Source organism: Mesorhizobium sp. M7A.F.Ca.US.010.02.1.1 (assembly GCF_004023085.1).
GTDB lineage: Bacteria > Pseudomonadota > Alphaproteobacteria > Rhizobiales > Rhizobiaceae > Mesorhizobium.
This window is the reverse complement of the sequence record NZ_RZRV01000077.1, coordinates 1-12,327: the sequence shown is the minus strand read 5'-3', so window position 1 is coordinate 12,327 and position 12,327 is coordinate 1. Positions and strand designations below refer to the sequence as shown.

General features: G+C 62.3%; 9 protein-coding genes and 1 pseudogene. 1 reads left to right on the top strand and 9 read right to left on the bottom strand.

Annotated features, from left to right (window positions below):
* Positions 1-551 precede the first annotated feature (551 nt).
* From EOA19_RS34105 to EOA19_RS34075, 7 genes are all read right to left on the bottom strand, one after another.
* Complete coding sequence (locus EOA19_RS34105; protein WP_127297629.1) at positions 552-908, bottom strand: hypothetical protein; 357 nt, start codon at positions 906-908, stop codon at positions 552-554.
* A gap of 889 nt (positions 909-1,797) precedes the next feature.
* Positions 1,798-2,763 carry an ABC transporter permease gene (locus EOA19_RS34100; RefSeq protein ID WP_127297628.1) on the bottom strand — a complete coding sequence of 322 codons (966 nt, stop codon included), beginning with the start codon at positions 2,761-2,763 and terminating at the stop codon, positions 1,798-1,800.
* Between the two features lie 3 nt (positions 2,764-2,766).
* Positions 2,767-3,756, bottom strand: a complete 990-nt coding sequence (locus EOA19_RS34095; protein ID WP_245486455.1) for an ABC transporter permease — start codon at positions 3,754-3,756, stop codon at positions 2,767-2,769.
* A gap of 5 nt (positions 3,757-3,761) precedes the next feature.
* A complete protein-coding gene (locus EOA19_RS34090; protein WP_128306047.1) occupies positions 3,762-5,306 on the bottom strand; it encodes a sugar ABC transporter ATP-binding protein in 1,545 nt (514 codons plus the stop codon).
* 60 nt (positions 5,307-5,366) lie between these two features.
* Positions 5,367-6,347: an ABC transporter substrate-binding protein gene (locus EOA19_RS34085; RefSeq protein ID WP_127297625.1), complete on the bottom strand. Its 981-nt coding sequence runs from the start codon at positions 6,345-6,347 to the stop codon at positions 5,367-5,369.
* Positions 6,348-6,447: 100 nt separating this feature from the next.
* Positions 6,448-8,067: a GMC family oxidoreductase gene (locus tag EOA19_RS34080; protein WP_128306046.1), complete on the bottom strand. Its 1,620-nt coding sequence runs from the start codon at positions 8,065-8,067 to the stop codon at positions 6,448-6,450.
* The gene (locus EOA19_RS34075) at positions 8,064-8,990 is read right to left on the bottom strand and encodes an FCD domain-containing protein (protein WP_245486454.1); all 927 of its coding nucleotides are present in this window, start codon (positions 8,988-8,990) and stop codon (positions 8,064-8,066) included. The genes EOA19_RS34080 and EOA19_RS34075 overlap by 4 nt, the downstream gene beginning before the upstream one ends.
* On the opposite strand from EOA19_RS34075, the gene EOA19_RS34070 reads away from it, so the two are divergent.
* The gene (locus EOA19_RS34070; RefSeq protein ID WP_128306045.1) at positions 8,989-10,083 is read left to right on the top strand and encodes a mandelate racemase/muconate lactonizing enzyme family protein; all 1,095 of its coding nucleotides are present in this window, start codon (positions 8,989-8,991) and stop codon (positions 10,081-10,083) included. The genes EOA19_RS34075 and EOA19_RS34070 overlap by 2 nt on opposite strands.
* Before the next feature lie 307 nt (positions 10,084-10,390).
* Here the strand turns inward: EOA19_RS34070 and EOA19_RS34065 are convergent, their stop codons facing one another.
* Together EOA19_RS34065 and EOA19_RS36270 are read right to left on the bottom strand one after the other, a co-directional pair.
* Positions 10,391-11,863 (bottom strand): protein adenylyltransferase SelO, encoded by a 1,473-nt coding sequence (locus EOA19_RS34065; RefSeq protein ID WP_128306049.1) that lies wholly within the window; start codon positions 11,861-11,863, stop codon positions 10,391-10,393.
* Between the two features lie 226 nt (positions 11,864-12,089).
* Positions 12,090-12,199, bottom strand: a pseudogene (locus EOA19_RS36270) (transposase); the annotation flags it as partial.
* Between the last annotated feature and the right edge of the window lie 128 nt (positions 12,200-12,327).

Sequence of the window (12,327 nt, the reverse complement as noted above, 5' to 3'; positions counted from 1 at the left end):
AGAGTCCGCCGGTCGATTGGAGGGAACAGGTTTCTTAAGTGGCTTAGAGAGAGAATGTGGCACTGAGATCGCCAAGGACGGCGATTGAAGCTCGTTTCAAGCGAGGTGGATGAACGATTGGGCGCCACTGGCGCGCCGCCGGGGTGACGACGGGGGTCGGCGCCTGTCCCAAAGGTTGTGACGGCTGTGCAGACGGGTGGGGCGCTCCTCGGTCCTGGTCTACTCGCGGTGCGTTCCACGCAAGGCTCGGCGAAGACAGGATCGAAGCCGGCCCGAACACATCTCCGCAACAGGATCCGGTAGAGGGGCCGCGCGAGACAATCGATCAGGAACTCGAGCGGACAGACGACGAGAATAATTCTGATGAAGCGAAACGCTCCCGCCGAAAACAAGGAAAAGAGGTCGCGAAAGAGACCGAGCTGCCCGAACGCGGCTCTGCCTGAGGACTGCTGCCGGAGCGCGAGCCGCCGTCGGCGGTATATTCCGGCCGCGTCCCGCTCATAGCCAGAAAAGATGGCTCAGCGATTAGAGCCACAAAGAGGTCGCGCCGCTCACAGTTCGGTGCTGCTTCGTCCTCTTTCGAAAACAGGGATGTTTTCCTCGTCCTCTTCATTGTCACCGGCCGGTATGTCCTCGGCGTAGCTGCGGGTCAGCTCCTCGGTTTCGCTTAAGCCGTCGATAGTCTCATTGGCGCCTGCCCCTTCATCATGACGACCGGTAATTTCGCTGCGGGGCATCGCGTCGATCGGTCGGTCGACATCGTCGGCTCCCACAAAACCGGGGTCCGCCCCATGCCTGTCCTCATGAGCCGCGGGGCTGTCCAATACGGCGGCATCCTCCGGTCGAATGGGTTCATCATTGGCGAAGTCGCTTCGTCTCGGATACGGGGACCCGTTTCTGCTTGGCATGTCAGGTACTCCTGTTCGTTTGCATGTTGGTCTCCGTCGATGCACTCGACTGGCCGCCGAACGCGGCCGAGCTACCGTTGTTCCTCTCTGGATGACAAAAAGTACGGGCGCGGCAGGCGCGAGGGAAAAGTCGGCTGGACGGCTCCGTGGCTTGAGGCTTTGCCAGATCCATCGCTAGAAAATAGCGCTGTTGTTTGTCGATGCCGGTATGTCGATGAGCGTCGGGTTGTCGCCAAAGCTGTTGCTTGAACAGTTAAGCTTTCAGACCCCGAGCCAATCTTCCGCAGACGCGCGGCCGCCATGTCCGGCGAGAGAATGCCGCGGCCCGTGCGACAATCTCGACGGGGCTTCTAAATCAGGCAACAGGCCTTGAGAACGGACCGACCTCGTGCGGAAATCCCACCCCTACATGCATGTGAACTGGGTGGAGAAAGGGCGGGACATCATTTTAAGAACTCCTTGAACGCTATGTTCGAAACGTGCGAACGGCGCCCGGTGCATCGGCTTGGCTTTCCGTTGAGGCTGACGCGAGAAGGAAGACTTTTTCAGCGCGAACCGGATTCGGCAATTGTCGAACGTGCCACGCAGCTTTTCCCGGCGTTCAGCCGCCGGGGCTGCTTGCGGACAGCAAATGGCGAAGCGCTTCAGCCTTTGGACATCGTCCGAGGAGCGGGCGAAGTCTCGCCGGCAGAGCAAGCCCATCCTGTTTCGAATGGAAAGGCAGTGGCAGTCCGTGTTCGTGGCAGTCGCCGGGAAATGACCGTCTCCGGGACGGCCATGTGACTGCACTACAGTCAGCTGTCGGATCCGGCTCCAAAAGGTGCCGGAGCCAGGTGCAACGGGGGTCTGCAGGACGGCTCATCGGGCCTGGGCGGGTCAACCAGGGTACTTAGGCGGTTTCGCGCCTTGTCGTCAGCCGTGCCTGGAGAAGAACGACCACGAGCAAAAACAGCCCTCGGATCACTGACTGCCAGTAGGCCGAGAGGGAAATCCAACCCATCCCGTTTTCAAAGTTCAGGATGTTGAAAAGGATGCCGAGGAGCAGCACCCCGGCCAGCGTAGTCAATACCGAGCCCGAGCCGCCGGTAAGCAGCGTCCCGCCCACGACGACGGCAGCGATGGCAAACAGCTCCCAGCCGACGCCCTCGATTGGCTGGCCAGCGCCGAACTGCGAAGCGAGAACGACGCCGGCGAGCCCGGCCAGGCACCCGCTTGCGACATAGACGAGAAATTTGACGCGGTCTGTGCGCAGTCCCATCAGACGCGACGCATCCTCGCCGCCACCGATGGCCAGCACAGTCCGTCCCGTGCTGGTGTAGTTCAGGACGACCGATCCGATCACATAAGTAACCAGGGCGATGACCGCAGGAATCGGGAAGACCCAGAAATTGCCTTGGCCGATGGCGGTGAACCCTGAATCGTAGGACACCGAAACCGTCTGGTTGCCGGCAAGAAGCAGCGCCGAACCGCTTGCGGCAAGCATGGTTGCAAGCGTGGCGATGAAGGGCATCAGGTTTCCGCGCGTAACGAGGAGCGCGTTGATCAGTCCGGCCGCCAGGCCGGCGCCCACGCCCGCAGCAAGGCCGGCCGCGATGCCGTGCGGGCTCGCCAGGGCGGAAGCGACGCTGCCCAAGGCGGCGACGGAGCCGACCGACAGGTCGATGCCGCCCGTCATAATGACGAAGCACATGCCGAGCGCCACGAGCGCGAACATTGAGTTATAGCGCAGAACACTCATCACGTTGAAGAAGCCCAGGAACCGGTCGTAGCGCAGAAATCCAAACAGGACCAAGGCTGCAAGCGCGACAACGACACCGTAGGTGCCGATGATGCGGACCAGTCGGGCGCTGTTCATGGATCACACCTTGTGTTGCTGCTGCAGCCAAACGGCGAATGCGATTATGCCAGCCTTGACCACGAGCGCAGCGGCGTCGGGCACGCCGTTGGCGAGCAGGGTGTAGCGCACCAACTGGATGGTGAGGGCGCCGAGCAGGGTACCAATGATCGTCGCCTTGCCGCCGCTGAGCAGCGTGCCTCCCACCGCAACGGCGGCGATGGCGTCGAGTTCCATCCCCAGCCCGACAAGATTTGCGTCGCTGGAGGAGTTGATCGCGATGACAACGAGGCCGGCCAGCCCCGCGCATAGGCCGCTGATCGCGTAAACCGCGAGCTTGATCTTCGATACTGCAATGCCGGCGAGCTCCGAGGCCTTTTCATTGCCGCCGACCGCCAGGATGCTTCGCCCGAACACCGTGCGGTGAAGGGCCCAAGCCGCCGCCGCGACCAGCACGGCCATAATGATCACCTGCGCCGGCATGCCGAGGGGGCGGGCAAGCCCGATCCATTGGAATTGAGGCACGCGGAAGGTCTGCAGATTGCCGTTGGTCATGACCTGCGCGATCCCGCGCCCGGCGATGAACAGCACGAGCGTTGCGACAATCGGCTGGATGCGGAAGCGGGAGACCAGCCAGCCATTGAACAGTCCGAACAGGCCGGCAACGAGGATCGACGTGATCATCGCGAGGGTCACCGCCAAATAGATGTTCCCGACGGGGAAGATCGTGCCCATGAAGATCATCGGTGCCAGCGCGCCGGAGATCGCCATCAGTGACCCAACCGACAGGTCGATGCCGCCCGTGGCGATCACCAGCGTCATCCCGACCGCGACGATCACGATCGTGCAGACCTGGGTCAGGTTGACGTTGAGGGTCTGCAGCGTCGCAAAATTGCGCGTATAAGCAAGATTGAAGGCAATCAGCAGCACCAGCGCGATCACCGTGCCGTAGCGCGCCAGGAAGCCGAACAGATTGAAGCCGAGGGTTCCGGCGTCATGGGATGGTCTGGCCAGATCGCTCACGCCGCCTCCTCCGCCGAACCGCCATGCGCCATCGCCGCGAGCAACTCCTCCTCGTTGGCTGCCTGACCTTCCAGTTCGGCGACGCTCACCCCCTCGCGCAGAACGAATATGCGGTCAGCCCCTTCCATCACTTCCTCGAGTTCCGAGGAGATCATCAGCACGCTGAGCCCGCCATCGGCAAGCTTGCGGACAAGGCGCTGGATCTCGCCCTTTGCCCCGACATCGATGCCGCGTGTCGGCTCGTCGAGGATAAGCAGCTTCGGGTTCATCGCCAGCCATCGGGCAAGCAGCACCTTTTGCTGGTTGCCGCCGGAGAGTTCCCGGACCTTCTGGTTGGGGCCAGAGCATTTGATGCCGAGTTCGCGAATGAAGCGCTCGACGATCTCCCGTTGCCGGGCCTCGTTCAGGATGCCGCTGCGGCTGATCTTTGGCAGCAGTGCCAGCGTTATGTTTTCGGCGACCGTCATCTCCGGCACGATGCCCTCGGCTTTGCGGTCCTCTGTGCAGAAGCCCATTCCGGCGGCGATTGCGTCGGCGGCTCGCGCGGGATGGTAGGATGCGCCTTCCATCGTCATCTCGCCGGCCTTCAGCCGGTCGGCGCCGAATACAAGCCGGGCTGTTTCGGTGCGGCCGGCGCCGAGCAGGCCGGCGAAGCCGGCGATCTCGCCGCGGCGCACGTCGAAGCTCACATCGCGGACCGACTGGCCGGCGGACAGCCCTTGCGCGTTAAACAGCACCTCGCCAATCCCGGAGCGATCGCGCTCGCCGAATGCGGTCGCATGGCCGTCATTCGCTGCGACATCGCGGCCGAGCATGGCCGAGACCAGTTCCAGCTTGCCGATGTCGCTCATAGCGGCGTTGCGCACTGTGCGGCCGTCGCGCATGATCGTGACCCGGTCGCAGACCTCGTAGAGCTCGTCGAGCTTGTGGCTGACGAATAGAACGGAGACGCCCTCGGCCTTGAGCTGCCGGATGACGCTGAATAAAACCGAGACTTCACGTTCGTCGAGCGAGGAGGTCGGCTCATCCATGATCACGAGGCGGGCGGAAAAGCCGATGGCGCGGGCGATTGCTACCATCTGCTGCGTGGCGGTGTTGAAATCGCCGAGCGGGCGGCGCACATCAATGCTGATCGAGAATCGGCTGAGCAGCCGTTCGGCTTCAGCATGCATCGCGCTCCAGTTGAGCAGGCCTCGGCGGCGCTTCTCGTGTCCGAGGCAGATGTTCTCGGTCACAGAGCGGAGCGGCACGAGATTGATTTCCTGGTAGATGGTGCTGATGCCGCTGACCTGCGCCTGATGCGGAGACCCCACCTCGAACGGCTTCTGCTCGAACAGCACCTGGCCCCCATCGCGGCGGTAGTAGCCGGTGAGCACCTTGATAAGCGTCGATTTGCCCGCACCGTTCTGGCCGATGAGTGCGTGGACCTCACCCGCAAGGACCTGGAGCGAGGCACCGACCAAGGCAGGGATGCCCCCAAAACGCTTCTGGATGTCATGCATGTCCAGGAGCAGCGCGGCTTGGTCCGGTTGGGCGGTCATCGGCAAACTCCGAAACCCTACCCGCCGAAGCGGGCAGGGCAGCTGGAAACAGAGTGGATATCAGAACGCAATATCGAAGTCTTTCTTCGCGTTCGTGGCGTCGAAGAAGGCATCCTCGTTCTTTATGAACGGCGGGATCTTCTTGCCGGCCGCATAGTCGGCCATCGTGGCGAATGCCTTCGGCCCGAACAGCGGGCTGCAGGCGCAGATCGCGCCGATCTTGCCGTCGATGATCGCCTGAACGCCTTCCTTCTCGCCGTCGATGGACAAGATCAGCACATCCTTGCCCGGGGTCTTGCCGGCGGCTTCCAAGGCGGCAATTGCACCCAGCGCCATCTCGTCATTATGCGCGTAGATGATGTCCGCGTCAGGATGCGCCTGAAGCAGCGTCTCTGCGACCTGCCGGCCCTTGTCGCGAGCGAAGTCGCCGGACTGGGACGCCAGGATGGTGAACTCCGAATGCTTGGCGATGAAATCGTCGAAGCCTTTCTTGCGGTCTGTGGCCGCCGAGGCGCCGGTCGTGCCCTCCAGTTCGATGATCTTCGACTTGCCATTGGCATTCTTGACCAGCCACTCGCCGATACGGGTCGCCTCCTCGATGAAATCCGAACCGATGAAGCAGACGTAATCCTCGCCCGGCTTGGCCATCGTGTGGTCGACGTCGCGGTCGACCAGGAACACTGGTATGCCGGCATCGCGCGCCGCCAGGATGACCGGCACCAGGGGCTTGTCCTCACGTGGGGGCAGGAAGATGGCGTCGACGCCCTGCGCGATCATCGAGTTCACGTCGGAGGCCTGCTTGGCCGACGAACCGGCCGCATCCGTGTAGACCAACTGATGGCCGAGCTTGGCGGCCTCGTCCTGCATGCTCTTGGTCTCGGCAAGGCGCCACGGATTGTTGCTTTCGGTCTGGGCGAAACCGACCTTGTACTTGTCCTTCTTGGCGAGCGGCGGCAGCGCCGCGAAGGCGCGTGAGCCGAGCGTCAGCGCGACCGCGCCGGCGGCCGAGCCAACCAGTAATTTTCGACGGGTAATGATCATGCTCTTTCCTCCTTGATTGTCGCTTTCTGCGACTGTGGACTTCCTCACGATTTCGGCCCTGACGGCCTCTGCATGCCACATTGGCAAACTGGATCAGGCTCTATGCCGCCTCCAGGATGAAATTGGCGCAGCGGTCGCCCAGCATCATCGCCGGCGCAGCCGTGTTGCCGGCATTGATGTTCGGGCAGGCGGACATGTCGGCAACCCGCAGATTGTCCACTCCGCGCACGCGCATCGCGGCGTCCAGCACCGCCATCCGGTCGCTGTCGGAGCCCATCCGGCAAGTGCCGGCCGGATGGTAATTGGTCTTGACGAAGCGCTTGCAATGTTTTGCTAGCGCCTCGTCGCTGAGATCGTCCCGACTTGGCACGGCAATGGCCTTTACCCGATCGGCGAGCGGCCTGGTCTGGAATGCCTGCAGGAAATAACGCTGGCCGGAGATCATCTCCCGCATGTCGTCTGGATGCTTAAGCAGATTGGGCGAAACGACCGGCATGTCCTTCGGATTCGCCGAGCGCAGCCTCACGAAACCGCGCGACTTCGGCTTCACCACCACCGTCGTGACGGTAAGCCCATAGGTGTTCTCGACCAACGTCAGAATATCGCGATCCAGATAGACGTGCGGAACGCAGAAGGCCTGGATCGTCGGTTCGCCGTCGGGATCAGCTGGGTTGACGAAGGCGCCGGCCTCGACCCCTGCCGAGAGGATCGTGCCGGTGCCGAAGAGTTTGAAATGCAGGCCATTCCGTATCATCCGCCAGCCTTGGCCTTGCCTGAAATAGCCGTAAGGGCCGTTCGCCGTGGCAATGATCGGGACCTCCGGATGGTCGATCAGATTCTCGCCGACCCCGGGAAGGTCGGCGACGCAGGCAATGCCATACCTGGCGAGCGCGTCGGCCGGGCCGATGCCGGACAGCATGAGCAGTTTCGGCGAGATGAGGGCACCCGACGAGACAATGACGTCGGCATCCGCATAGGCGATATGCTCGGCGCCCGATGCGTCGGAGTAGACGACGCCGGTGACCCGCCCGTTCTCGATCAGCAGCCGGCTGACAGTGCAATTGAGCTTCACCGTCAGCTTGGGATCATTCGTCAGCGGCTCGATGAAAGCGTAGGCGGCGCTGCTGCGCTTTCCGCGCCGGTTCATGAACTGGTAAAAGCCGACGCCGCGCTGCGACGGCCCGTTGAAATCATGGTTGTACGGCAGTCCCAGCCCTTGGACCGCCTGGACGAACCAACGCGAAACATCGTCGATGTGGCCGGGATCCGAGACCAGCAGCGGACCTTCGCTGCCATGCAGTTCGCCGGCGAGTCGATTGTTTCCCTCCATGCCAGTGAAGTGCGGCAGCACTGCCTGCCAGTTCCAGCGTACCCCGGCATTGTTGCCGCGCATCATGTCGTCCCACTCGTCGTAATCGGCCGAGCGGCCCCGCATATAGACCTGGGCGTTGACCGAGGTGCCGCCACCCAACACGTTGCCTTGCGAGATTTCGTGAATGCGGCCGTCGAGGTGGGCTTGCGGCTCGGTGCGGTGATAGCGCATGAATTTCGAGCCGTTGATCATCTTGAAGATGCCGGGCGGCATGTCGAGCAGAGGGTGATGATGGGAATGGCCGGCCTCCATTAGAAGGGTTCGCCTTCCTGCTTTCACCAGCCTTGCCGCCGCAACGCATCCGGCTGCGCCGCCGCCCACTACGATATGGTCGTAGGACTCCGTCATGCCTCAGGCGCCTCACGGCTTTCGAAAGTACCGCGCACATACTCCCAGGCCGCCGAAAGGTGATTGAGGAGCGCCCGCTCGGCGCCGTCGGGATCTCGCTCGATGATGGCCGTGCAGATTTCCCGATGGCTTAGGAAATTCACGCGGTTGCGCTCGGGCGATCGGGGCATGCGCATCCACTGCGGCGACAGCCAAGCGGTGAATGCCTTGTGCACCACAGGTAGCACCGGGTTCCGGGCGATATCATAAAGCGCTGCGTGGAAAGCCACGTCGGTTGCGTAGAATTTCTGCGAGTCCGGAATAGCCGCCTCGTTCATCGCCAGTGCGGCCCTGAGCGCTGCGATGTCTTCCTTGCGGGCATGCATGGCCGCATTGCGCGCCAAGGAGGCCTCGAGGAAGACGCGCATGTCGTAAAGGTTCTTCACGCCTGCTTGGTCGCTCAGCAGATGGCCGACAATGCCATTGAGGGCGCCGAGCGCAGCATCCAGGCCGGGCCTGCGTGCAACTGGCCGGAAGCGTGGACGCGCTTCCACCAGACCGCGGCTGGCCAGACGTGCAATCGCCTCACGCACAACGCCCCGGCCCACGCCATACTCGATCATCAATTCGCGCTCGGCCGGCAGGTAGCTGCCATCGCCAAGCCTTCCGGATGTGATGTCGGCCTCGATCCCAGCCACCATCGCGTCGGCCGCGCGGGCGGCAACGATCACTGCGGGCATCTCAGGCTCTCCCGTATGCAGCAAGCCTTCTTCCTCCCAATCAGCGATCATATTAGAAAGCAATTCGGACCAAAGTACAAGCGTGCCGAGACCCTCGTAGGACCAAAAGTTCCCAGTGGCACCGAAATTCCAGGCAGACCGTTGCGAGCCAGGGAAGTTGGTGCAATTATGGTCCGATGAAAAAATCTGGACGAGATGCCGCATGAGCCGCACCGAAATCAGGGATGTCGAGACCCGGCTGTTCCGGGTCCCGCTGCGTGAGGTGATGACCGATGCCAAGCACGGCGCGCACACGCATTTCGAGTTGGTGACTGTCACGCTTAGGCTTGCCGATGGCAGCGAGGGCACCGGCTACACTTACACCGGCGGCAAGGGCGGCCATGCCATCAAGGCAATGATCGAGCACGACCTCGCGCCTTTCGTCCGGGGACGCGACGCAACCGGGATCGAGACGCTCTACGACGGCATGCTCTGGCACATCCACTATGTCGGGCGAGGCGGTATCGCATCCTTCGCGATATCGGCAATCGACATCGCGCTATGGGATCTCAAGGGCCGGCGCAGTGGCCTGCCGCTGTGGCAGATGGCTGGCGCCACAGGGAAGACCGCCAAGGCCTATCGCGGCGGCATCGACCTGAATTTTACCCTTGATCAGCTCCTGGCCAGCACCGATTCCTATTTGAAGGCCGGCTTCACGGCGGTTAAGATCAAAGTCGGCAAGGACGATCTTGCGGAGGATGTGGCCCGGGTGAAGGCAGTCCGCGGGCGCATCGGGCCCGACGCTACCTTTATGGTTGACGCCAACTACGCGCTGAACGTCCCGCGGGCGATCGAAGCGGCCACAGCATTTGCGCCGTACGATCTGCTGTGGTTCGAGGAGCCCATCATACCCGACGATTATGAAGGTTACGCCAGCATTGCCAAGGCAACGGGCATGCCGCTGGCAATGGGAGAAAACCTGCATGTCATCGAGGAGTTCGAGCATGCCTTCGCCTGGTCCAAGCTCGCCTACATCCAACCCGACGCGTCCAACTGCGGCGGGGTCACGGGCTGGCTGCGCGTGGCAGCGCTTTCACGCAACGCCGGCATTCCCGTGTGCAGCCATGGAATGCAGGAACTTCATGTCAGCCTCGTCGCAGGCCAGACAAATGGCGGCTGGGTGGAGGCGCACAGCTTCGATATAGACCATTATACCACTCAGCCGCTTAGGCTTCAGAATGGTGTTGCGATAGCACCCGACGAGCCCGGCGTGGGCGTTGTTTTCGACTGGCAGAAACTAGCCGGCTTTGAGGAATAGCGCGCCCGAAGGCGGAACGAGGCGAGATCTTCGACGACGGCCAGATTTGCCTCGGAGCGCCGTTCGTGCCTCTCATTGCGCAGAGCATGAAGTCAACTGCCCGGTCCGCCCGAATTTCGCCTCCGAGTACAGCTGCTGAGGGCGAGATATCGGTTCCGCACGAACTGAAACGCAGTTAGGAATACACCCGGTGTATGTTTGCACCTCGGCCCGAGCAGTGCGCCGGCCGAAGGAACATCGTGCTCGCAGCGAGATTTAGAGGCGGTCGCATGCCTGGTCAGATCCTGCTTCCTCGCGCAACGATCTCTCATGTCCCGCAGAAGGTCTGCAGAACCCGCTCATCCGGTCGGGGCGGGTCCGCGTAGCGCTCCATCCCCGGCTGCTCGTCGAAGGGCCGGCTGATGACCCTGAGAATCTCCTCGAAAGGTTCGAAGTCGCCACCCAGCGCCGCCTTGATCATCGCCTCGATGCGATGGTTGCGAGGGATGAATTTGGGATTGGCGGCATGCATGCCGGCCCGGCGCGTGGCCGTGTCGGATGCTTCGCTTGCGATGCGCTCGCGCCACCGCGCCGACCAGACATCGAATGCGCCTGGATCCTGAAACAACTGCCGCGCCGTGCCTTGGCCGTCCGCAGCGTCGAGGTCATCGCCCAGACACCGGAAGCCGCGCGTGAAGTCCGCTTCGCCGACAGCCAGCACATCCAAAAAATCGGCAGCGAGTTGCAAGTCGCCTTGCGCCTCGGTCCGCAATCCGAGTTTTCTGCGGAAGCCGCGCTGCAACACAGTCTCATAGGAGGACTGGAAAGACACAAGCACCTCTTCAGCTTCAGAGACGGCTTCATTCTCGTCCGTGCTCATGAGCGGCAGCAGCGTCTCGGCAAACCGTGCAAGGTTCCATGTCGCGACATGAGGCTGGTTGGCATAGGCATAGCGGCCGACGCGGTCGATCGAACTAAACACCGCGCTCGGGTCATAGGCGTCCATGAAGGCGCACGGGCCATAGTCGATCGTTTCGCCCGAGATCGCCATGTTGTCGGTGTTCATGACGCCATGGATGAAGCCGACCAGCATCCAGCGCGCCACCAGATCGGCCTGTGCAGCGACAACGGCCTCCAGCAAAGCACGGTAAGGCCGCGCTTGCCGCGCCAGCAGTGGGAAGTGGCGCTGAATGGCATAGTCGGCGAGGATCTTGAGCCCCGCGGTGTCGCGGCGCGCAGCGAAATATTGGAAGGTGCCTATCCGGATATGGCTGGTCGCCACTCTTGTAAGGACTGCGCCGGGCAGCCGGACCTCGCGATAGACCGGGTCCCCGGTGAGCACAGCCGCCAGGCCTCGCGTCGTCGGAATGCCCAGCGCGGCCATTGCTTCGCTGACGACGTACTCGCGCAGGACGGGGCCGAGGGCTGCGCGGCCGTCGCCGTTGCGCGAGAACCGCGTCGGTCCCGATCCCTTCAGCTGGATGTCACGGCGAATGCCGTTGACGTCCACCACTTCGCCAAGCAGCAGAGCGCGCCCGTCGCCGAGCTGAGGCACGAAGTTTCCGAACTGGTGACCTGCATAGGCCAGGGCTATGGCTTGCAAGCCTGCCGGAAATCTGTTGCCGGCGAGCATTTCCACTCCGTCCGGGCTGGTAAGCTGGTCGGCATCGAGCCCGAGTTCCTTGGCAAGGGGCCTGTTAAACCGAATCAGTCGGGGTTCGGACACCGGCTTCGGATCTGTCTGCGCGAAGAAGCGCTCCGGCAGTTGCGCATAGCTGTTGCTGAGGGCGGGAAGCCCAATCTGAATCGCTTTGGGTTGTTCAGCGGTCGCAGGTGACGTCATGACAATCTGGCTCTGGAAGGGGAGGGGCCCAACAGCTCCGGTTTCGAGGAGCCTGTGTTCACTTGTCATATAGGACGCAACTTCGCTGGTACCATCCGGATCCATCTGGCCGGCACCGGATAAAAGCTGGGAACCACCCGCGTAAATCGAGTTCGGGCTACCCTGCGACACCAACGGAAGCATCGGCTTCGGCCCAATCGCGGCATCTCTTGAAGACGGTGTTCCAACTCCGAAAAAAGGCTGGAAGGTCACGCCATGGGCTTGCCGTGCCACGATCCACAGCACGGCCTCGATATGTTGATTGCCACTGAGAACTGACCCGGCAACACAGGATATTTCCACCGAGAATTGACCCATGTTTGAACCTTGCCCTGCGTTTTTCAGCGGGGGCTACGGAGTGATCGACATGGCATTACTGAGCG